The organism is Streptomyces sp. NPDC046931 (assembly GCF_040644655.1).
Taxonomy (GTDB): domain Bacteria; phylum Actinomycetota; class Actinomycetes; order Streptomycetales; family Streptomycetaceae; genus Streptomyces.
The window spans coordinates 563,393-584,897 of the sequence record NZ_JBEYWX010000002.1 but is presented as its reverse complement, the minus strand read 5'-3'; the positions used below and the strand labels follow the sequence as shown (position 1 = coordinate 584,897).

Below are 21,505 nucleotides of genomic sequence, written 5' to 3'. Positions count from 1 at the left end.
GTTCTCCAGTCCCTCCAAGAGAGCAGGAGACCTCCAGCATGACCCAACGAGCATCATTCGGCGAGGGCCGTCCGGCCCATGCCACCCGGAAGAGGCGCCACGGCCTGCGGCCTCGTCTCTTGGACCTCTTCTCATGCGCTGGCGGCGCCGCCGTGGGGTACGCCGGCGCTGGGTTCGTCGTGGACGGTGTCGACATCGCCGACCGGCCGAACTACCCCTTCCCGTACCACCGGGGTGACGCGCTCGAACGACTCGCCGCGCTGATCCTGTCCGGGGAGATCGAGCGGTACACGTTCGTGCACGCCTCCCCGCCCTGCCAGCACGGATGTGCCCTGACCGTAGGAACCAACGCCTCGCAGGGTTGGGGCGGCACTCACGAAGACCTCGTGGCACCCACCCGAGACCTGCTCGACAAGACCGGCCTGCCGTACGTCATCGAGCAGCCCAACGGCCGCGCCGAGATCCGCAAGGACCTGACCCTGTGCGGCGAGATGTTCGGGCTCGGAGTCATCCGGCACCGCAACTTCGAGTTGGGCGGCTGGACCACCGAGCAGCCGGCGCACGTCCCGCACCGCGGGCGGGTGCGCGGCTACCGGCACGGCCGCTTCTACGACGGCCCGTACGTCGCCGCGTATGGGAGCGGCGGGGGCAAGCCATCCGTCCCTGAGCTTCAGGCCGCGATGGGCATCACGTGGACCGACGTGCGCGAGGAGCTGACCGAGGCCATTCCGCCCGCCTATGCGGAGTGGATCGGCCGTGCCTTCCTCGCCTTGAACGCGCTGGGGGTGGCGGCATGAACCGTCACCTCCTGTTCGCCGCCCTGGACGCCGCGGAGCGGGGATGGGCGGTGCTGCCGCTCCGTCCCGGCGACAAGCGTCCGGCCCTGCACGGTGAGGACGTCTGCCCCGGTATCGGGGACTGCGCGGGCGGCCACCGCAAGTGGGAAGAGCGCGCCACCATCGACCCGGATCGCATCCGCCGCGCGTGGGGCGACCTGGCGTTCAACGTTGGCATCGCCACCGGCCCGTCCGGGCTGGTCGTCGTCGACCTCGACATGCCCAAGCGGAAGAGCAGTACGGACACGCCTAACGGCGTGACGACCTTCACGGCGCTCTGCGAGCGCGCCGGACAGGCCGTCCCCACCACCCGCACAGTGCGGACCGCGAGCGGCGGGGTCCACCTGTACTTCACCGCCCCACCCGGCGTCCGGCTCGGCAACACCGCCGGACGGCTCGGCAAGCGCATCGACACCCGCGCATGGGGCGGCTACGTCGTCGCGCCCGGCAGCATCACCCCCACGGGCGCCTACGCGGTCGTCAATGACATGCCGCCCGCACCTCTGCCGGATTGGCTGAGCGCCCGTCTGACGGTCCGCCAGAACTCGCAGGGACTAATGGCCGCACCGTCGGCCGTTCGAGCCTCCCGCTACGCCGCAGCGGGCTTGAACGCAGAAACCGCGTCCGTACGGCAGGCCCCGGAGGGCGAGCGCAACGCCACGTTGCTCCGGGCAGCGCGAGCCCTGGGGCGGTTCATCGCGTGGGGCGACCTTCCCAGGGAGCAGGTTGAGGAGGCTCTTCAGTGGGCGGGGGAGCAAGCCGGTTTGTCGCCGCGGTCGTGTGAAGCGACCATTCGCAGCGGTCTGAACTGGTCGATTGCCCGCAACGGCCAGCGGAGGGCGGCATGAGCACCCCGCCGCGCCCCCCACTGAAGAGCCTCCCCGCCACCCCGACCGGTCCGCGCGCCGCCGCACAAGCCGCGCCCGGTCCGGCCGTGGGCGAGCCGAAAGGCGCCGCCCGCAAGGGCGTCCCTTCTGCTCTTCGTCCTGACCCGCACCGGGGAGACGGACGGCACCCGGTCGCGTGGCTGCACATCTCCGCACCGCGCGGCGCCGTGCCTACCGCCACCTCGAAGTGCCTGTGCGGCAGGGACCGCAGCGCCGTCGGCCACACGAAGGTCCTCGCCCTGATCGCCGACCACACCGCCCACCGCGACGCATGCCCGCTCCGCACTAACCAGGAAGGGAGGCAGGCGGCATGAGCACCAATCCGCCGGCACCCACCACCGACGGCGCCGCACTGCTCGATGAGGTGGAAGCCTTCCACCGGCGCTTCAACATCTTCCCCCTCGATGCCGCCTACGTCGCCGTGACGCTGTGGGACGCGCACGCGCACCTGCTCGACTGCTTCGACTCCACCCCGCGGCTCGCGTTCCTCTCGCCAGAGCCGGGCTCGGGCAAGTCCCGCGCGCTGGAGATCGTAGAAACCCTCGTGCCGCAACCGATGGTCGCGGTCAACGCCTCCGCCTCCGCGCTCTTCCGCGCTGTGTCCGGGATGGAGGGACGGCCCACGATCCTGTTCGACGAGATCGATACCGTCTTCGGCCCCAAGGCCGGAGAGAACGAACAGCTCCGCGGCTTCCTGAACGCAGGCCACCGCCGCTCCGGCGTCATGTGGCGGTGCGTGGGCGACGGCTCCAACCAGCAGGTACAGGAGTTCCCCTCGTTCTGCGGAGTCGCGGTCGCCGGTCTCGGCTCGCTGCCGGACACGATCCTGACCCGCTCCGTCATCGTCCGCATGCGCCGCCGCGCGCCGAATGAGCGGGTGGAGCCGTTCCGGCAGCGCATCCACGAGAAGGAAGGCCACGCGCTGCGCGACCGGCTCGCCGCATGGGCACAGTCCGTGCGTCACCTTGTCGACGGGGTGTTCCCGGAGCTTCCGGAGGGCATCAGCGACCGGCCCGCGGACGTATGGGAGCCCCTGCTCGCCGTGGCCGACGCCGCGGGCGGCGCGTGGCCGGAGCGGGCCCGCGCCGCCTGCATCGAGCTGGTCAACGCGGCGAAGACCAGCGACAAGGGAAGCATCGGCATCCGCCTACTCACGGACCTGCGCGACTACGTGTTCAACGGCATCGACCGCCTGCCCACCGTCGCCATCCTCGACAGGCTGCACAGCCTCGAAGAGGCGCCCTGGGCGGACATGAGCGGCAAGCCGCTCGACGCCCGCGGACTGTCACGGATGCTGCGGGAGTACATGACCGCGGACAACACCCCCATCGCGGCCCGCAACATCAAGGCGGGCGGCAGCGTCATGAAGGGCTACTACGCGAGCGATCTGCACGACGCGTGGCAGCGCTACTGCCCACCCCCCGCGGAAAGTGCGCTACTTCCGCTACCTCCGCTACCGGGCAGCTCAGAGGCGGTTTCCGGGTAGCGGCAAGCCGCTCCGCATCCGCTACCTCACCACCCCATCCGCTACCCGCCCCGCGGCCACGAACCCGGGGCCGGTAGCGGCTCCATCCGCTACCCGCACACCTATCCGCTACCTCGATCAGGCCCCTGACCAGGGCGGTAGCGGAGGTAGCGGAAGTAGCGGACCTGACAGGAAGGGGGCCACCACCCCCGGAACCCTGCCGAGGAGGCACCGCCGTATGAGCACCGCGCTCCCGCCCACCGATCAGTTGCTGTACACCCCGAAAGAAGCCGCGAAAGTCCTCCGCTTCGGCCGCTCCACCGTCTACGAGCTGATGGCCGATGGAGCCCTGAAGTACGTCAAGCGAGGCCGCTCCCGCCGCATACGTCGCAGTGACCTGGAGGCGTACGTGAACAACCTCGAACCGATGCCCAACTGACCCGAGCCCAACCGAGGCGGCCCCGGACCACGATCCGGGGCCGCCTCTCGCATGGAGGAGTACATGAGTCCCCGCCCCAAGAAGCTGAACATGGAGTCGTCCATCTACCTGGGCAAGGACGGTTGGTGGCACGGCCGCGTCACGATGGGCGTCAAGGATGACGGCAGCTACGACCGGCGCCACCGCCGGGCCAAGACAGAGTCCGAAGTTCGCCGCAGGGTCCGAGAATTGGAAGCACTCCGCGACAAGGGGCGCGCCCCCAAGGCCGGACGCAAGCCGACCGTGGCCGCGTGGATGGAGACATACCTCACCGACATCGCGAGCCTGAAGCTCAAGCCGCGTTCCCTGGACGACTACTGGTCCAAGACCCGCAACGACATCATCCCCGGCATCGGCAAGCACCGGCTCGACAAGCTCCAGCCGGAACACCTTGAGCGGATGTATCGCGCGATGCTCGACGAGGGACACGCGCCGTCGCACGTGCTCAAGGTGCACCGCATCCTGTCGCGAGCCCTGAAAATTGCCCACCGTCGCCGGATCATCGCCGAGAACGTGGCCACACTCGTGGACCCACCGACGGTCGACGAGACCGAGGCGAACCCGTTCACCACCGAGGAGGCCAAGGCATTCCTCGAAGCGGCGGTCAGGCGGCCCACCTTCATGCGGTGGTGCGTCGGCGTCGGGATGGGCTTCCGGCAGGGAGAGACCCTGGGGCTTCGTTGGAAGTACGTGGATCTCGAAAACGAGCTGTTCCACCCCCAATGGCAGCTTCAGCGGCTCACGTGGCGGCACGGCTGCAAGGACCCGCACGCTTGTGGCTCCCGACTCCACCGGTTCGAGCCGTGCCCGTCGGAGTGCAAGACGCACAAGAACTACAAGCGCGGATGCCCCAAGCCGTGCACAAAGAACTGCACGAAGCACGCGAGCGCGTGCCCGGAGCGCAAGGGAGGCGGACTGGTCTTCACGCGCCCCAAGACCAAGAAGAGCACCAACCCCGTGCCGATCCCGCCGCCGTTCATCCCCTACCTGCACGAGCACAAGGCACGGCAGGAGGAGATGCGAGCCGCCGCAGGCGACGCGTGGGAGGAGCACGGCGCGGTGTTCACGCGTCCGGACGGTCGGCCGTTAGATCCACGAGCCGATTGGGCGGAGTTCAAGGAGCTGCTTGAGGAAGCCGGAATCGACGACCGCCGCCTGTACGACGGAAGCCGCCACACGGCCGGCACGATCCTGAACGAGTTGGGCGTGGACATGCCTACGATCATGGAGATCCTTCGGCACACCCAGATCAGTCAGACCCGGCGGTACGTGAAGGGGAGATCTCACCTCTCGAAGGACGCCATGCGCCGCATGGGAGACGCCTTCATGCCTCAGTCTGAGCCCGCAATTGAGACCACAATTGAGACCACGAGCACCAGGGAGGCCCGCGCCCGCCGCCGTCGCCGCATCCGCTGAACGCAAAAACCCCAGCTCAGACGCCGTCTGGGCTGGGGTTCGGATGGAGCCGCCTTCGGGATTCGAACCCGAGACCTACGCATTACGAGTGCGTTGCTCTGGCCATCTGAGCTAAGGCGGCGCGCTGGCCGCACTATGGTGCGATCAGCAACGTCGGTAAGTCTACACAGTTCCCGAGAGTGCTCCGACCACCCCCCGGAAGCGATGCCTCCGGGGAGGTGGCCGGGGGCGGCTACGAGCAGCGTTTTCCCTTCGCCGGTGGGGTGCCCCGCAGCAGATACGCGTCGATCGCCGAGTCGATGCACTTGCTGCCACGGCCGTACGCCGTGTGCCCGTCTCCGTCGTAGGTCAGAAGCCTGGCGGAGGAGAGCTGGGATGCCAGGGCCCGCGCCCACGTGTACGGGGTCGCCGGGTCGCGGGTCGTACCGACCACCACGATCGGCGCCGCACCCTTGGCCTCGATGCGGTGCGGCTCACCCGTCGCCCGCACCGGCCAGTAGGCGCAGCCCAGCGACGCCCAGGCCAGGGCCCTTCCGAACACCGGAGACATCTTCTCGAACGCCGGGAGGGCCTTCTCCACCTCCGCCGGACCCGCGAACGCCGGAGGCAGGTCCACACAGTTCACGGCCGCGTTGGCGAACATCAGGTTGGAGTACCTGCCGCGCGCGTCCCGCTCGTAGTAGCTGTCGGACAGGACGAGCAGCGGGGTCCCGTCGTGGTGCTTCATCGCCGAGGTCAGCGCCTCGCGCAGCTGGGGCCAGGCCTCCTGGTCGTACATCGCGGCGATCACCCCGGTCGTCGCCAGGGCCTCGCCGAGCCTGCGGCCGCTCGCGTCGGCCGCCCTGAGAGGGGACGCGTCGAGTTTCGCGAAGAACGCCTTCAGATGGTCGCCGACCTTCGCCGGTGAGGTGCCCGGGCCGCCCAGCGGGCAGCCCGGCCGGCGGACGCAGTCCTTGGCGAAGGACTGGAACGCCCTCTCGAAGCCCGCCGTCTGCCCCTCGTTGATCCTGCGGGCGGTCAGGGTGGGGTCCATCGCGCCGTCCAGCACCATCCGGCCCACCCGGTCCGGGAACAGCCCCGCATACGTCACCCCGAGGAACGTCCCGTACGACTCCCCGACATAGTTCAGCTTCCGGTCGCCCAGCACCGCGCGCAGGATGTCCATGTCACGGGCCACCTCGACCGTCGAGACATGGCGCAGCAGGCCGGCCGAGTTCCGCCCGCACCCCTCCGCGAACGCCTTGTCCGCGGCGACCACCTGCTTCACCTCCACCGGGTTGTCGGGCGTGAGGTCGGTCTGTGTGTATGCGTCCATCCGCGGCCCGTCGAGGCAGCGGACCGGCTCGCTGCGGCCCACCCCGCGCGGATCGACGGCCACCATGTCGTAGCGGGCGCGGATCTCTGACGGGTAGGCGGCGCCCGCGTACTCCTGCAGATAGCCGACGGCCGAGCCGCCCGGCCCGCCCGGGTTGACCAGCAGCGAGCCGAGGGGCTTGCCGTGGCCCGTGGCCCGCTTGCGGGCCACGGCCAGTCTCACATCGCCGGCGGCAGGCCGGGCGTAGTCACGGGGCGCCGTCATCGTGGCGCACTCGAAGCCGGCGACCGTGCAGGGGCGCCAGGTCGGCTTCTGGGCGTAGTACGGGGACAGCGCCGACGGCGTGGTCCGGGGCAGCGCGGCCAGCGCCGCATCCGCCGCCGTGGCCGTCGTCGCGTCCCTGGCGGAGCACGCCGAGGCGAGCAGCGCCGTGGCGGCGAGCAGCGTGCCGCCCGTCCGGATCATCCGGGGCCGACGGAGGAGACGGAGAAGGCGGGACGGTCGGGAACGACGCGAAGGCCGGGGAGGGCGGGAAGGGGTAGAGGGTCCGGGAATGCACCTGGTCTGCATCTCGTGAGCGTAACCCTGAGCGACGGAAGGATAGCTCTGCGTCGCGTCGGCCCTTCGTACGAGTGATGCGGTCAATCCGCCGCGGGCGGTATCCCTCTCAGGGGCGTCTCACCCGGTCCGCAAGGCCATCGTCATGGCCTCCACCGCCAGCAGGGGTGCGACATTGCGGTCCAGGGCCTCCCGGCAGGCGGCGATCGCCTCGATACGGCGGAGTGTCGACTCGGGCGTGCTGCCCCTGGCCAGGCGCTCGAGGGCATCCTCCGCGTCGGCGTTGGCGAGGGCGACACGGGAGCCGAGCTGGAGGGCGAGCACATCACGGTAGAAGCCCGTGAGATCGGTGAGGGCCTGGTCCAGGCTGTCGCGCTGGGTACGCGTTCTCCGGCGCTTCTGCTTGTCCTCCAGCTCTTTCATCACGCCCGCCGTACCCCGGGGCATCCGACCGCCCTGCGCGGCGCCCAGTGCCGTCTTCAACTCCTCCGTCTCCTTGGCGTCGACCTCCTCGGCGAGCTGCTTGGAGTCCTCCGTGGCCGCGTCGACCAGCTCCTGCGCCGCCCTGAGGCAGCCGCCGATGTCGTCGATCCGCAGCGGGAGCTTCAGCACGGCGGCCCGGCGGGCCCGGGCACGTTCGTCCGTGGCCAGGCGGCGGGCACGGTCGACATGCCCCTGGGTGGCGCGGGCGGCCGCGAACGCGACCTGCGGCTCGAGGCCGTCCCGCCGTACGAGCATGTCCGCGACCGCCTCCACGGACGGCGTGCGCAGGTTGAGGTGGCGGCAGCGGGAGCGGATCGTCGGCAGCACGTCCTCCAGGGACGGGGCGCACAGCAGCCAGACCGTACGCGGGGCGGGCTCCTCGACCGCCTTCAGGACCGCGTTGGCCGACTTCTCGTTCAGCCGCTCGGCGTCCTCGACGAGGATCACCTGCCAGCGGCCGTTCGCCGGTGACGTGAACGACTTGCGGACCGTGTCGCGCATGTCGTCGGCGAGGATCTGCGTGCCCACGGCGGCGACCGTCGTCACGTCCGCGTGCGTGCCGACCAGGGCGGTGTGGCAACCGTCGCAGAAGCCGCAGCCGGGGGCGCCCCCGAGCGCGCGGTCGGGGCTGACGCACTGCAATGCCGCGGCGAACGCCCGCGCCGCCTGCGTACGCCCCGCGCCGGGCGGGCCCGTGAACAGCCAGGCGTGCGTCATCCTGGAGGCCCCGGGGAGCGGGGCGTCGGCGGCGGCCGCGGTGACGAGGGCGTCGGCATCGCGGGCAGCCGCGTCGAGCTGCTCGCTCACCCTCTCCTGTCCCACCAGGTCGTCCCACACGGTCACGGGACACCGCCTTTCCGTCGTACCGGCCCTACCGCGATCCATTGTGCGGGTCACCACCGACAACGAGGCCGGCACCGGGACAACCGACGGCCGCACCAGGACAGCCGACGGTCGCACCGGGACGGCACCGGGACGGCCGACGGTCGGGCCGCATGCGGGACGGACCAGCCGAGCCCGCCCGCCCCGGGGTACTCACCCGGCACCCGGGCCCTCACCCGACGCCGGGGGTCGGCTACGGGCTCGCAGACAGACCCCCGGCGGCACCGCCCCTGTCAGCGGCGCCGGCCGCCTCCGTCGTCGTCCCGGCCCTCGTCCTCACGCGGGCCGAGCAGCTCGTCCGCGAGAGTCGGGAGGTCGTCCAGAGGGGTCTCCTCCGCCCATTCCGGACGGGGCCGACGCCGCGGACGGCCCTCGGCGTCCATCTGCGGCAGCTCACGCGTGCGGTCCTCGGCCCCGTCGGGCCGGGGCGTCGCGCGCTCGTCGCGGAAGAAGTCCGACGGCACCCGGTCCGCCGGATCACCGGCGCCGCCGTCCCGTACGGGCGGCAGCACGGCCGTCTCGTCCACGGAACCCGGCACCACGGGAGGCAGCACCGCGGTCTCGTCGGCGGCACCCTGCGGCTCCGGCGGCCTGGGCAGCTGCGCCGTGGTCTCGGCGTCGCCCTGCCCGGCCCGTACCGGCGGCAGGATGGCGGTCTCGTCCGCCGGTCCGCCGGACGCGTTCGACGGCGCCACGAGCGGCGTGGACACGGTGGTCTCGTTGTCCCCCCGGGAGACCGAGGGACCCCGCGAAGCCCCACGCCCGGAACCGGACGCTCCGGCACCGCCACCGGCCAAACCCGAAGCCGCCGCCCCGGGAGCCGCCGCCGTACCCGAAGCCGCCGCGGCAGCCGAAGCCGCCGCCTCGGCCGCGGCCCGGCGTGCCTCCTCGGCCCGCAGCAGCGCCTCCTCGGCCTTGCGCTGTTTCTCCAGGCGGCGCTCCTCCGCCTCGGCCCGCAGCCGGGCCTCCTCCTCGGCCTGCCTGCGCCGCTCTTCCTCCTGGGCCTTGCGACGGGCCTCCTCGGCCGCCCTCGCCTGCTCCTCCGCGAGAAGACGTGCCCGCTCCTCCTCGGCGCGCCGACGGGCTTCCTCGGCCCGCTGCCGGGCCTCCTCGGCCTGCCGCTCCGCCTCTCGGCGCTGGGCCTCCTCCAGCTCGCGCCGCTTGCGTTCCTCCTCCTCGGCCCGGAGCCTGGCCAGCTGCTCCCGGCGCTCGCGCTCCTGCCGCTCCTCCTCGGCCTTGCGCGCGGCCTCTTCCTCGGCCTTGCGCCGGGCCTCCTCCTCGGCCTTGCGGCGCGCCTCCTCCTGGGCCTTCACCTCGGCCTCGGACAGTGGCAGCAGCTGGTCGAGCCGGTGCCGGATGACGGTCGTGACCGCCTCGGGCTCCTGCCCGGCGTCGACGACCAGATAGCGCCCGGGGTCGGCGGCGGCCAGCGTGAGGAAACCGGACCGTACGCGCGCGTGGAACTCCGCCGGCTCCGACTCCAGCCGGTCCGGAGCCTCGGTGAACCGCTCCCGCGCCGTCTCGGGGGCCACGTCCAGCAGCACGGTGAGATGGGGGACGAGACCGTTGGTCGCCCACCGGTTGATACGGGCTATCTCGGTCGGGGACAGGTCGCGGCCCGCTCCCTGGTAGGCCACGGACGAGTCGATGTACCGGTCGGAGATGACGACCGCGCCCCGCTCCAGGGCCGGCCGTACCACCGTGTCGACATGCTCGGCGCGGTCCGCCGCGTACAGCAGAGCCTCCGCGCGATGGGACAGTCCGGCGCTGGAGACGTCCAGCAGGATCGACCGCAGCCGCTTGCCCACCGGCGTCGCCCCCGGCTCACGGGTGAGCACGACCTCGTGTCCCTTGGCGCGGATCCACTCGGCGAGCGCCTCGGCCTGGGTGGACTTCCCGGCTCCGTCCCCGCCCTCCAGGGCGATGAAGAAGCCGCTCTCCGCGGGTGCCTCCACCGGGTCGTCGCCGCCGCGCAGCGCGTCACGCAGGTCGTGCCGCAGCGGCACCCCGGAGCGGTCGTCGGCCTTGGCGAGGACCAGCGCCGCCACCGGCAGCAGCAGTGCGCCGACCAGCATCAGGGTGAAGGCGGCGCCCCCGTGTGCGAACACGAACTTGCCGTTCTGCAGCCGGTGCGGGCCGATCGCCGCGGCCACCACCGGCGCCACCAGCACCCCGAAGGCGACGAAGACCCGTACGACCGCCTGCAGGTGCTCGGTGGTCCGGGCCCGCCGGTGGTCCTCGGTCTCCTGGTCGAGCAGCGTGTGCCCGGTGTTCGCGGCGACGCCCGCGCCGACACCCGCGAGCGCCAGGATCAGCAGCACGGTGGTGACGTCGGGGACGAGCCCGCCGGCGAGCAGCGCCAGCCCGGTGAAGGCGATGGCCAGCGCGAGCAGCCGGCGCCGTGACAGCGACGGCAGCACGCGGGGCGCCGTACGGATACCGACGACCGTGCCGCCGGTCAGCGCGAGGACCAGCAGGCCGTACGTCACCGGGCCGCCGTCCAGGTCCTTGGCCTGCAGCACGGAGACGGCGACGGCGGCCGAGACGGCCCCGGCGACGGCCGCGCAGGCCGGTACCAGCAGCGGGATCGCGCCAGTACGGCCCTTCTCGACACCCCCGCCCGTCCTGGGGCGGCGCAGGCCCTCCAGCGGCGACCGCGCGCGGGGGGTGCGGGTGTCGGGCAGCTGGAGGGAGGTGACGACGGACAGGGAGGCGGCGAACAGACCGGCCGCGACGTAGGAGGCGAGAGCCGCCTGGTGCTGGGAGAACCAGGTGACGGCCGTGCCCAGCAGGTTGTTCAGCAGCGACACGAGGACGAGCCCGGCGGCCGCCAGCGGCACCGCCACGAATCCCGTACGCAGCGACAGGCGCCGCAGCGCGTCCATGCGGTCCGGCAGCGGGCGCACCGTCGCGCCCTCGAGCGGCGGCGCGGGCAGCAGGGCGGGCGCCGCGCTCTCGCGGCACACCGTCCAGAAGCGCTCGGCGACACCGGTGACGAAGGCGGTGACCAGCAGCATCGCCGGCGCGTTGTCCGGCGTCCAGGCGATCCACAGCGGGGCGACGATCAGCAGAGCGGCCCGGAGCCCGTCCGCGCCGACCATGGTCCAGCGGCGGTCGAGCGGCCCGTCCTGGGACGTCAGCGCGGTGAGCGGGCCGAGGAGAACGGCGCCGAAGAGCAAGGTGGCGAGAATGCGCGCGCCGAAGACGGTCGCGATCGCGAACGCCACGCCCCGGTAACCGCCACCGAAGGAACCTTCGGCGATGGCCGCTTGAAGGGTGAGCATGACAAGTACGAAGAGGGCGAGGGCGTCACCGACTCCGCCCACGAGCTGGGCGCTCCACAGCCGCCTCAGCTGCGGTCGGCGCAACAGTGCGCGGACGGCCCGCTCGCGGGAATCTGCGACCAGGGCGTCGTCGGGGGCCGGATTGTGGGCCGTTGGCTGCTCGGCTCGCGTCATGCTTTCAGCCTATCGGCAGCCGCCGACAGCCCGTGGCAGGCGCCCGAACGTGCGCACGCCCCGTCATCGAAATGATGCCGGAGCGTGCGTTCCGCGCAGCCGAGACGAGCCCGTGCGAGGCCTTCGCCTCACAGGCCGTCCGCTCAGCCCTCGACGGTGTCCTTGGCGGCCGCCGTCTTCGCGGCTGCGGTCTTCTTCGCCGCCGTGCTCTTCGCCGTCGTCTTCTTGGCGGCCGTCTTCTTCGCCGCCGTCTTCTTGGCGGGCGCCTTCTTCGCGGCGGCCTTCTTCGCCGTCTTCTTGGCGGGCGCCTTGGCACGCTTCTCCGCGAGCAGCTCGAAGCCGCGCTCCGGGGTGATGGTCTCGACGCTGTCGCCCGAGCGCAGGGTCGCGTTGGTCTCGCCGTCGGTGACGTACGGCCCGAAGCGGCCGTCCTTCACGACGACGGGCTTCCCGCTGACCGGGTCCTCGCCCAGTTCCTTCAGCGGCGGCTTGGCTGCCGCGCGGCCACGCTGCTTGGGCTGGGCGTAGATCGCCAGCGCCTCCTCCAGCGTGATCGTGAAGAGCTGGTCCTCGGACTGCAACGACCGCGAGTCCGTGCCCTTCTTCAGGTACGGGCCGTAGCGCCCGTTCTGCGCGGTGATCTCCTGCCCCTCGGCATCGGTGCCGACGACCCGCGGCAGGGACATCAGCCGCAGCGCGTCCTCGAGCGTCACCGTGTCCAGTGACATCGACTTGAACAGCGAGGCCGTGCGCGGCTTGATCGCCTTCTTGCCCGTCTTCGGGGTGCCCTCGGGGAGGATCTCCGTGACGTACGGGCCGTAGCGGCCGTCCTTGGCGACGATCGGCCGGCCCGTCTCCGGGTCGGTGCCCAGCGGGCGCTCACCGCTCGGCTTGGCGAGCAGTTCCTCGGCCAGCTCGACGGTCAGCTCGTCCGGCGCGAGGTCGGCCGGGATGTCGGCCCGCTGGTGCTCCTCGGCGTCCTTCTCGCCCCGCTCGATGTACGGGCCGTAGCGGCCGACCCGCAGCACGATGTCGTTGCCGACCGGGAACGACGACACCTCGCGGGCGTCGATCGCGCCCAGGTCGGTCACCAGTTCCTTGAGGCCGCCGAGGTGGTCGCCGTCGCCGTTCCCGGCGTCCGCGGCGACCCCTTCGACGGTGCCCTCGCCGAAGTAGAACCGCTTCAGCCACGGCACGGCCTTGGCCTCGCCGCGCGCGATGCGGTCGAGGTCGTCCTCCATCCTGGCGGTGAAGTCGTAGTCGACGAGGCGCCCGAAGTGCTTCTCCAGGAGGTTGACCACGGCGAAGGACAGGAAGGAGGGCACGAGGGCCGTGCCCTTCTTGAACACATAGCCGCGGTCCAGGATCGTGCCGATGATCGACGCGTACGTCGACGGGCGGCCGATCTCGCGCTCTTCCAGCTCCTTGACCAGCGACGCCTCGGTGTAGCGGGCCGGCGGCTTGGTCGAGTGGCCGTCGGCGGTGATCTCCTCGGCGGTCAGCGGGTCGCCCTGGGCGACCTGCGGCAGCCGGCGCTCGCGGTCGTCGAGCTCGGCGTTCGGGTCGTCGGCGCCCTCGACGTACGCCTTCAGGAAGCCGTGGAAGGTGATCGTCTTGCCGGAGGCGCTGAACTCGGCGTCCCGGCCGTCGGCGGCAAGGCCACCGATGCGGACGGTGACCGAGTTACCGGTGGCGTCCTTCATCTGGGAGGCGACGGTCCGCTTCCAGATCAGCTCGTACAGCTTGAACTGGTCACCGGTCAGGCCCGTCTCCGCCGGAGTGCGGAAACGATCACCCGAAGGCCGGATCGCCTCGTGCGCCTCCTGCGCGTTCTTGACCTTGGCCGCGTAGGTGCGCGGCTGCTCGGGCAGGTACTCGGCGCCGTACAGCTGGGTGACCTGGGCGCGGGCGGCGGCGATCGCCGTGTCGCTCAGGGTCGTGGAGTCCGTACGCATGTACGTGATGAAGCCGTTCTCGTACAGCTTCTGCGCGATCTGCATGGTGGCCTTCGCGCCGAAGCCGAGCTTGCGGCTGGCCTCCTGCTGCAGCGTCGTCGTACGGAACGGCGCGTACGGGGAGCGGCGGTACGGCTTGGACTCGACCGACCGGACGGCGAACCGGGTGTTCTCCAGGGCGGCGGCGAGCGCCCGGGCGTTCGCCTCGTCGAGGTGGAGCGTGTTCGCGGTCTTCAGCCGGCCCAGCGAGTCGAAGTCGCGGCCCTGCGCGACGCGCTTGCCGTCGACCGTCGCGAGCCGTGCCACCAGCCTCGACGGGTCGGACGCGTCGCCCGCGCGGCCGGTGCCGAAGATGCCGGTCAGGTCCCAGTACTCGGCGGAACGGAACGCCATCCGCTCCCGCTCCCGCTCCACGACCAGTCGGGTAGCCACGGACTGGACGCGGCCCGCGGACAGACGCGGCATGACCTTCTTCCACAGGACCGGCGAGACCTCGTAGCCGTAGAGACGGTCGAGGATGCGGCGGGTCTCCTGGGCGTCCACGAGCTTCTGGTTCAGCTCGCGCGGATTGCGCACGGCCTGCTGGATCGCGTCCTTGGTGATCTCGTGGAAGACCATCCGCTTGACGGGGACCTTGGGCTTGAGCACCTCCTGGAGGTGCCAGGCGATGGCCTCGCCCTCACGGTCCTCATCGGTGGCGAGGAAGAGCTCGTCGGAGTCGCGCAGCAGATCCTTGAGCTTCTTCACCTGCGCCTTCTTGTCGGCGTTGACGACGTAGATCGGCTGGAAGTCGTGTTCGACATCCACGCCGAGGCGACGCACCTCACCCGTGTACTTCTCCGGCACCTCCGCGGCGCCGTTCGGAAGGTCGCGGATGTGCCCGACGCTCGCCTCGACGGTGTAGCCGGGGCCGAGGTAGCCCTTGATCGTCTTCGCCTTGGCAGGCGACTCGACGATGACGAGTCGGCGACCGCCTTGTGCGGTCTCGCTGGTCGGGGACAACTTCGCTCTTCTCTCCGGTCGACTGGGGCCTCCCCAGGCCTTCGTCCCGGGGTCGGGTCATGGTGACGCTGCGGAGTGTGACGGTACATCCCGCCCCCGTGTCAAACGGGAAAAGCCCGCAACGGCCACTCGAACGGTAACCCGACTACCGGCATTCCTGCCGCCCGGAGTCGCCGACAGCCCATCCGGCCCTATCCGGACTGTGATCCCCCAGTTACCGGTGCCCCCGTCGGCCTGCAGCCGGGAACCGTGATGTCAGAGGCGGGTGAGGCACCAGGCACCGGCGGCGAGCGCGGCCAGCGCGGCGAGGCTCGCCAGGACGGCGGATGCGATGTGGCTCACACCCTCGGCAACGGGTTCGCGGCGGTGCAACCGCGTCGCGGTCCAGGTCAGCAGTCCGGCCCCGAACAGGGCGAACACCGTACCCGCGAAGATCGCCGGTCCGCTCTCCATGCCCGTTGCCTCCGCTCCTGGGACTGTCCTGGGGCGGCAGGCTGACACATCCGGGAAGCGTGCGCGCGAACCTGGAGTGAACGCGCCGCGGACGACCCGCCTTACCTCCCCTACGCGCCCCCTGCTCCGGCGCCCGAGAGGACTCGGGGCACGCAAAGGATGTTGGCCGGTTTCACGCCCCCGTACCGCCTCGGCCCGCGGCCCACCGCCCGCACGGCGAGAAAGCCGAGCCCGGCCGGGGCCCGCGCGGGCGCGAACCGGTCCGAGCGGGTCCGGCGCGGGGGCGCCGCGTGCGCCCCCTTATCGCGCCGGTTCCAGGAAACCCTGCTCGACCAGCAGCCGGATCTGTGCGGGTGTCCGGTCGCGCAGCAGAACGGGGTCCTCGCCGACCAGTTGGGCGATGGCGTCGAGGATCCGTCCCGCGCTCAGTGTGCCGTCGCAGACGCCGGCGAAGCCCGCGCCGACCGTGTCCACCTTGGTGGCACGCCGCATTCCGCGGTTCTGACGCAGCACCACATGCTCGGGGTCTTCCGCGCCGGGCAGCCCGACCTGCTCCTGGACGACCTCGGCGGCGAGCCTGAAGTGCCCGGCGAGCAGGGCCGCGTCATCGTGCTTCCGCAGGTAGTCGACGCGGTCGAAGTGCGCGCGCACCGTGCCGCCGAGCGGCTGTTCGACGGGGTGCGGCCACTCCTCGACCGTGATCGACGGCTCGGCGACGTCCGTCCGGTGGAGCGCGATCCAGCCGAAGCCCACCGCCCGCACCTTGCGCGCTTCGAACTCGTCCAGCCAGGCGTCGTACCGCGCCTGGTACTCCGCCGTGTCGCCGCGGTGGTCGCCCGCGTCCCGCATCCACAACTCGGCGTACTGCGTGATGTCCTGGACCTCGCGCTGCACGATCCAGGCATCGCAGCCGCGCGGCACCCACGAGCGCAGCCGGTCCTGCCAGTCCTCCCCCTCGACGTGCTGCCAGTTGGCGAGGAACTGCGCGAACCCGCCCCTGTTCAGCCGCTCCCCCGACTGCTGAACGAGCGTGCGGCACAGATCGTCCCCGCCCATTCCGCCGTCGCGGTAGGTGAGCCGCGCGCCCGGCGAGATCACGAAGGGCGGGTTGGAGACGATCAGGTCGTACGTCTCGTCGTCCCGGATCGGCTCGAACAGCGAGCCCTGGCGCAGGTCCGCCGCCGGGGCACCGGACAGCGCCAGGGTCAGCGCGGCGATGTGCAGGGCACGTGGGTTGACGTCGGTCGCGGTCACGCGCGTGACGTGCTGGGCGGCGTGCAGCGCCTGGATCCCCGAACCCGTGCCGAGATCGAGGGCGGAACCGACGGGGGTGCGTACGGTGACCCCGGCGAGGGTGGTGGAGGCGCCGCCGACCCCGAGGACGACCTGCTCGTCCCGGCTGCCGATGCCGCCCGCCCCGCCGACCGCGCACCCCAGGTCGGAGACGATGAACCAGTCCTCGCCGCCGGATCCGCCGTACGGCCGGACGTCCACCGTCGCGGCGATCTCGCCGCCTCCGGTGGGCAGCAGCCAGCCGGCGTCCACGCACGCCTCGACGGGCAGGACGCGCTCCACGCGCGCGTGCGGCACCGGCTGTTGCAGCAGGAACAGCCGCACGAGGGTCTCCAGGGGAGTGTCCCCGCGCGTGGCCCGGAGCGCGGGCACGGTCTCGCTCCGGGCGAGCGCCGCATACGCGGGCGCACCGAGCAGTTCAAGCAGCCCGTCGGCGGTGAAGGAGGCCGCCAGCAGGGCGTCCCGCAGCCGTGCGGTGACGTCGGCGCGATCGGTGGAGGGCAGCGTGGACAGACTGGAGTTACTCACGCCCCCCATTGTGGCTCGGGAAGGCCGGCCCCCACCGCAGCTGCGGGTACGCGAAACGCGCCGTTCAGCCGGCCGTCGCCGGGGCCGAGGCGGACGTGGAGGCGCTCTTGCAGCTCGCCTGCTTCGCCATCGCCGCGCCGACCTCGCCCGCCTCCAGCTGCCTGAGCGCGTCGTTCCCGCTCTTGCTCAGCTTGTCGAGCCGGGTCGCGATCTCCTTGAGCCCGTCGGCGAACTTCGCCTGGTCCTTCGTGACGAGCCCGTCCACCTGCTTCTTGAGCTCGGCGTAGGCCGTGGAGATGCCGTCCAGCTCCTTGACCGCGTTCTTCTGCTTGGTCGCACCGTTGTCGACCTCGGGCGCGCCGGCCCGTTGGACGGCCGCGCCGATCGCCTTGTAGGCGTCGGACATGTCCTGGAAGGCCTGGGAGTCCGTCTTCCGGACCTGCTCGGGGGTGCTGTTGTCCGAGGTCTGCTTCTGGATCGAGGTGCTGGCGTCCGCGATCTTCTTCGCCTGCGGCTGCACCGCGTCGCAGACCTGCTTGGCCCAGGAGCCGAGCTTGTCGTCGCTTGCGCTGCTCTTCTCGTCACTGGAGCACCCCGACAGCGCCAGTGCCAGTACCGCACCGCCGGACAGTGCGGCCGCGAGCTTCTTGTTCACCGGATTGGTCCCTTCCATGGCTCTCTCGGCCCCGGAAGATACACGCCAACCGGGCGACACCCGCGTGGCGATTGTCGCCGATGACCGCTCTTGCCGTCATTTACACCAAGAGAGAGAAGGGTCACGCAGAGGTGCATGAACACGGACAGGGCGGGCGTACGGGCTCTCGATGAGCGCCGTACGCCCGCCCCTTTGTCCCGTACCTGACCAGGCGCGGAAGAGCGGGTGCCGTGCGTCCGGCTACGAAACCACCGCCGCGTCGGGCGACTTGGAGACCCGCTCGGCGTTGTCTTCGTCACCCACGGCGATTCCGCGCCGCTTGGACATGTACACCGCACCCACGATCACGACCAGAGCGAGGATCGCGATCAGGACCCGCACGCCGAGACTCTTGTCGCTGCCGAACGAGAACTTGACGACCGCCGGCGCGATGAGCAGCGACACCAGGTTCATCACCTTCAGCAGCGGGTTGATCGCCGGGCCCGCGGTGTCCTTGAAGGGGTCACCGACCGTGTCGCCGATGACCGTCGCGGCATGCGCATCGCTGCCCTTGCCGCCGTGGTGCCCGTCCTCGACGAGCTTCTTGGCGTTGTCCCAGGCGCCGCCGGAGTTGGCGAGGAAGACCGCCATCAGCGTGCCGGTGCCGATCGCACCCGCGAGGTACGCGCCGAGCGCGCCGACACCGAGCGTGAACCCGACGGCGATGGGCGCCATCACCGCGAGCAGACCGGGTGTGGCCAGCTCTCTGAGGGCGTCCTTGGTGCAGATGTCCACGACCCTGCCGTACTCCGGCTTCTCCGTGTAGTCCATGATCCCGGGCTTCTCACGGAACTGCCGACGCACCTCGAAGACCACCGCCCCCGCCGACCGCGACACGGCGTTGATGGCCAGCCCCGAGAAGAGGAAGACGACCGCCGCGCCTACGACGAGGCCGACCAGGTTGTTGGGCTGCGAGATGTCCATGACCAGGTTCATCGGTCCGCCGTTGCCGACCTTCTCGCCCACGTCCTGTGCGGCCGTGGTGATCGCGTCGCGGTACGAGCCGAAGAGCGCCGAGGCCGCGAGAACGGCGGTGGCGATGGCGATGCCCTTGGTGATCGCCTTGGTGGTGTTGCCCACGGCGTCCAGGTCGGTGAGCACCTGCGCGCCCGCGCCCTGAACGTCGCCCGACATCTCGGCGATGCCCTGCGCGTTGTCGGAGACCGGCCCGAAGGTGTCCATGGCGACGATCACACCGACCGTGGTGAGCAGGCCCGTGCCGGCCAGTGCGACCGCGAACAGCGCGAGCATGATCGACGTGCCGCCCAGCAGGAACGCCCCGTACACCCCGAGCCCGATCAGCAGCGCCGTGTAAACGGCCGATTCCAGGCCGATGGAGATACCGGCGAGGACTACGGTCGCGGGGCCGGTCAGCGAGGTCTTGCCGATGTCCCGCACGGGGCGCCGGGTGGTCTCGGTGAAGTAGCCGGTCAGCTGCTGGATCAGCGCGGCGAGCACAATACCGATGGCCACCGCGACGAGCGCGAGAATCCGCGGGTCGCCGTCCTTGGCCCGGATCGCCACGTCGGAGACGCCCTTGAGGCCGGCGTACGTGTTGGGCAGATAGGTGTAGACGGCCACGGCGACCAGCGCCAGCGAGATCACCGCAGAGATGAAGAAGCCACGGTTGATCGCGGACATGCCACTGCGGTCGGCCCGTCGTGGCGCCACCGCGAAGATGCCGATCATCGCGGTGACGACCCCGATCGCGGGGACGATCAGTGGGAACGCCAGGCCCGAGTTGCCGAACGCGGCCTTGCCGAGGATGAGTGCGGCGACCAGCGTCACCGCATACGACTCGAAGAGGTCGGCCGCCATGCCCGCACAGTCGCCGACGTTGTCGCCCACATTGTCGGCGATGGTCGCGGCATTGCGCGGGTCGTCCTCCGGAATGCCCTGCTCGACCTTGCCGACCAGGTCGGCGCCGACGTCGGCGGCCTTGGTGAAGATGCCGCCTCCGACACGCATGAACATGGCGATCAGTGCCGCGCCGAGACCGAAGCCCTCGAGGACCTTCGGGGCGTTCGCCGCGTACACCAGCACCACGCAGGAGGCGCCCAGCAGACCGAGCCCCACCGTGAACATGCCGACGACGCCGCCCGTGCGGAAAGCGATCTTCATGGCCCGGTGCGAGACGGTGGTGAGGTCCTTTTCGGGCTCACCCTTGGCCGGGGTCGCCTCGCGTGCCGCGGCCGCGACCCGCACATTGCTGCGTACGGCCAGCCACATGCCGATATAACCGGTCGCCGCCGAGAACGCCGCACCGATCAGGAAGAACACCGACCGTCCGGCACGCTGATTCCAGTCGTCCGCAGGCAGCAGCATGAGCAGGAAGAACACGGCGACGGCGAATACGCCGAGCGTGCGCAGCTGACGGGCCAGATAGGCGTTGGCGCCTTCCTGTACCGCCGCGGCGATCTTTTTCATGCTGTCGGTGCCCTCACCCGCCGCAAGCACCTGGCGCACCAGAATCCCGGCGACCACGAGGGCCGCGAGGGCCACCGCACCGATGACGATCACGATCAGGCGGTTGCTGCCGGTCAGTACTGCCGCTGCGAGGGTTGTGGGGTGATCAAACTGTTGAGGGGAAGAAAGCCCCGCCATTCGTCCTCCTTGACGCTTGGGCTGAGCTCAAGATGTGGACGGATTGTAGGTACCCGGCCCTGATCAAAACAGTGCGCGGTAAGCGGAATTGGCCTCCACGTGCTCTTCAGTAAAAGATCGCACGTGAGACACTGAACCCGAAAGCGGTAATGCCCCAAAAGCATTGACGAGATGAGTGCTTGATCAAATTATCGGGTGATTGATCGTGAAGCAATTCACTAATGACGGTGTGACTGTACAAAAAGAAGGGCCCTGCACACAGCAGGGCCCTTCGAAACCTCACGAGCCGTTCAGGAAGAGGGAGCCTGGGAGGCCCCTCAGGCCGGGAGCGCGGCGGGCGGCGTGGTCGGCCAGCTCATCCTGATCAGCCCGCCGTCCTCCCCGGCGGAGACCTCGACGTCGTCGACCAGGCCACTGATGACCGCGAGGCCCATCTCGTCCTCTTCGGCCTCGGCCTCGTCGGCACCGGTGGTCCCCGATGCCTTGTCACCGGGCGCCACGTGCGGCGCCTCGTCGCCGACCTCGATGGAGAACTGTTTCTCCTCTTCGGTCAGCAGCACCCGCACCGGCGCCGAGATGCCATTGCTCTGATGCAGTCCGACGGCCCGGGTGCAGGCCTCGCCCACGGCGAGCCTGACCTCGTCGAGTACGGCCTCCTCCACTCCGGCCCTGCGCGCCACCGCTGCCGCCACCAGTCGGGCGGTCCTGACGTGCTCGGGCAGCGGGCTGAAGCGGAGTTCAACGGTGGCCATGCATCCCCCTCGGAACTCGGGCGTGCGATCAGGGGGCCGGGCCGCCGGGCCCGGTCCCCCGCTCTTACTTCAGCCGTCCGGGCGCCAGGGCCCGGAAGCGGGGTCAGTCGGTGGCCGCCACCGCTTCCTCGACCGAGGTGTGGATCGGGAACACCTTGGTGAGGCCGGTGATGCGGAAGATCTTGAGAATGCGCTCCTGGTTGCACACCAGGCGCAGGGAGCCCTCATGGGCCCGCACACGCTTCAAGCCGCCCACCAGCACGCCGAGCCCGGTGGAGTCGAGGAAGTCGACGCCCTCCATGTCGACGACGAGGTGGAAATTCCCGTCGTTCACCAGCTCGACCAGCTGCTCGCGCAGCTTGGGCGCGGTATATACGTCGATTTCGCCACCGACCTCGACGACCGTACGATCGCCGACGGTACGGGTCGACAGGGACAGGTCCACG

The 21,505-nt window shown here is 70.8% G+C and carries 16 protein-coding genes and 1 tRNA gene; 6 read left to right on the top strand and 11 right to left on the bottom strand.

From position 1 onward, the window contains the following. The first annotated feature begins 38 nt into the window (after window positions 1-38). From ABZ876_RS06670 to ABZ876_RS06645, 6 genes are all read left to right on the top strand, one after another. On the top strand, window positions 39-797 hold the full coding sequence (locus ABZ876_RS06670) for a DNA methylase (protein ID WP_361775242.1): 759 nt from the start codon (window positions 39-41) through the stop codon (window positions 795-797). Continuing rightward, window positions 794-1,684, top strand: a complete 891-nt coding sequence (locus tag ABZ876_RS06665) for a bifunctional DNA primase/polymerase (protein WP_361775239.1) — start codon at window positions 794-796, stop codon at window positions 1,682-1,684. Before ABZ876_RS06670 ends, ABZ876_RS06665 begins: the two co-directional genes overlap by 4 nt. Beyond that, window positions 1,681-2,037, top strand: a complete 357-nt coding sequence (locus ABZ876_RS06660) for a hypothetical protein (protein ID WP_361775237.1) — start codon at window positions 1,681-1,683, stop codon at window positions 2,035-2,037. The genes ABZ876_RS06665 and ABZ876_RS06660 overlap by 4 nt, the downstream gene beginning before the upstream one ends. Next, entirely contained in the window at window positions 2,034-3,209 is a 1,176-nt protein-coding gene (locus tag ABZ876_RS06655) for a DUF3631 domain-containing protein (RefSeq protein WP_361775234.1), read from the top strand. Before ABZ876_RS06660 ends, ABZ876_RS06655 begins: the two co-directional genes overlap by 4 nt. A gap of 217 nt (window positions 3,210-3,426) precedes the next feature. After that, the gene (locus ABZ876_RS06650) at window positions 3,427-3,627 is read left to right on the top strand and encodes a helix-turn-helix domain-containing protein (protein WP_361775231.1); all 201 of its coding nucleotides are present in this window, start codon (window positions 3,427-3,429) and stop codon (window positions 3,625-3,627) included. Between the two features lie 63 nt (window positions 3,628-3,690). Continuing rightward, window positions 3,691-5,082, top strand: a complete 1,392-nt coding sequence (locus ABZ876_RS06645) for a tyrosine-type recombinase/integrase (RefSeq protein ID WP_361775228.1) — start codon at window positions 3,691-3,693, stop codon at window positions 5,080-5,082. A gap of 44 nt (window positions 5,083-5,126) precedes the next feature. Here the strand turns inward: ABZ876_RS06645 and ABZ876_RS06640 are convergent. The 11 genes from ABZ876_RS06640 to bldG all read right to left on the bottom strand — a co-directional run bounded on the left by ABZ876_RS06640 (window position 5,127) and on the right by bldG (window position 21,504). Next, a tRNA-Thr gene (locus tag ABZ876_RS06640) sits at window positions 5,127-5,203 on the bottom strand. A gap of 111 nt (window positions 5,204-5,314) precedes the next feature. Further along, entirely contained in the window at window positions 5,315-6,862 is a 1,548-nt protein-coding gene (locus ABZ876_RS06635) for an alpha/beta hydrolase (RefSeq protein WP_361775225.1), read from the bottom strand. 213 nt (window positions 6,863-7,075) lie between these two features. Beyond that, the gene (locus ABZ876_RS06630) at window positions 7,076-8,281 is read right to left on the bottom strand and encodes a DNA polymerase III subunit delta' (RefSeq protein WP_361775222.1); all 1,206 of its coding nucleotides are present in this window, start codon (window positions 8,279-8,281) and stop codon (window positions 7,076-7,078) included. A gap of 272 nt (window positions 8,282-8,553) precedes the next feature. After that, entirely contained in the window at window positions 8,554-11,778 is a 3,225-nt protein-coding gene (gene tmk / locus ABZ876_RS06625) for a dTMP kinase (protein WP_361775219.1), read from the bottom strand. A gap of 143 nt (window positions 11,779-11,921) precedes the next feature. Further along, a complete protein-coding gene (gene topA / locus ABZ876_RS06620; protein WP_361775216.1) occupies window positions 11,922-14,735 on the bottom strand; it encodes a type I DNA topoisomerase in 2,814 nt (937 codons plus the stop codon). Window positions 14,736-14,990: 255 nt separating this feature from the next. Next, window positions 14,991-15,188 (bottom strand): hypothetical protein, encoded by a 198-nt coding sequence (locus ABZ876_RS06615; RefSeq protein WP_361775213.1) that lies wholly within the window; start codon window positions 15,186-15,188, stop codon window positions 14,991-14,993. 300 nt (window positions 15,189-15,488) lie between these two features. Further along, window positions 15,489-17,018, bottom strand: a complete 1,530-nt coding sequence (locus tag ABZ876_RS06610) for a class I SAM-dependent methyltransferase (RefSeq protein WP_361775211.1) — start codon at window positions 17,016-17,018, stop codon at window positions 15,489-15,491. A 55-nt stretch (window positions 17,019-17,073) separates the two neighbouring features. Continuing rightward, a complete protein-coding gene (locus ABZ876_RS06605; protein ID WP_361775208.1) occupies window positions 17,074-17,682 on the bottom strand; it encodes a small secreted protein in 609 nt (202 codons plus the stop codon). 222 nt (window positions 17,683-17,904) lie between these two features. After that, window positions 17,905-20,307, bottom strand: a complete 2,403-nt coding sequence (locus ABZ876_RS06600; RefSeq protein WP_361775205.1) for a sodium-translocating pyrophosphatase — start codon at window positions 20,305-20,307, stop codon at window positions 17,905-17,907. 317 nt (window positions 20,308-20,624) lie between these two features. Further along, complete coding sequence (locus tag ABZ876_RS06595) at window positions 20,625-21,059, bottom strand: ATP-binding protein (RefSeq protein ID WP_361775202.1); 435 nt, start codon at window positions 21,057-21,059, stop codon at window positions 20,625-20,627. Window positions 21,060-21,162: 103 nt separating this feature from the next. Next, window positions 21,163-21,504: an anti-sigma factor antagonist BldG gene (gene bldG, locus ABZ876_RS06590; RefSeq protein WP_010986038.1), complete on the bottom strand. Its 342-nt coding sequence runs from the start codon at window positions 21,502-21,504 to the stop codon at window positions 21,163-21,165. Window position 21,505: the final 1 nt, after the last annotated feature.

Bases quoted from the DNA above. Each gene is read 5' to 3' on its own strand.
- ABZ876_RS06660 (WP_361775237.1), top strand. From the start codon at position 1,681: ATGAGCACCCCGCCGCGCCCCCCACTGAAGAGCCTCCCCGCCACCCCG.
- ABZ876_RS06610 (WP_361775211.1), bottom strand. From the start codon at position 17,018: ATGGGGGGCGTGAGTAACTCCAGTCTGTCCACGCTGCCCTCCACCGAT.
- ABZ876_RS06670 (WP_361775242.1), top strand. From the start codon at position 39: ATGACCCAACGAGCATCATTCGGCGAGGGCCGTCCGGCCCATGCCACC.
- ABZ876_RS06635 (WP_361775225.1), bottom strand. From the start codon at position 6,862: ATGATCCGGACGGGCGGCACGCTGCTCGCCGCCACGGCGCTGCTCGCC.
- ABZ876_RS06650 (WP_361775231.1), top strand. From the start codon at position 3,427: ATGAGCACCGCGCTCCCGCCCACCGATCAGTTGCTGTACACCCCGAAA.
- ABZ876_RS06600 (WP_361775205.1), bottom strand. From the start codon at position 20,307: ATGGCGGGGCTTTCTTCCCCTCAACAGTTTGATCACCCCACAACCCTC.
- ABZ876_RS06605 (WP_361775208.1), bottom strand. From the start codon at position 17,682: ATGGAAGGGACCAATCCGGTGAACAAGAAGCTCGCGGCCGCACTGTCC.
- ABZ876_RS06645 (WP_361775228.1), top strand. From the start codon at position 3,691: ATGAGTCCCCGCCCCAAGAAGCTGAACATGGAGTCGTCCATCTACCTG.
- ABZ876_RS06595 (WP_361775202.1), bottom strand. From the start codon at position 21,059: ATGGCCACCGTTGAACTCCGCTTCAGCCCGCTGCCCGAGCACGTCAGG.
- ABZ876_RS06655 (WP_361775234.1), top strand. From the start codon at position 2,034: ATGAGCACCAATCCGCCGGCACCCACCACCGACGGCGCCGCACTGCTC.
- tmk (WP_361775219.1), bottom strand. From the start codon at position 11,778: ATGACGCGAGCCGAGCAGCCAACGGCCCACAATCCGGCCCCCGACGAC.
- ABZ876_RS06615 (WP_361775213.1), bottom strand. From the start codon at position 15,188: ATGGAGAGCGGACCGGCGATCTTCGCGGGTACGGTGTTCGCCCTGTTC.
- ABZ876_RS06665 (WP_361775239.1), top strand. From the start codon at position 794: ATGAACCGTCACCTCCTGTTCGCCGCCCTGGACGCCGCGGAGCGGGGA.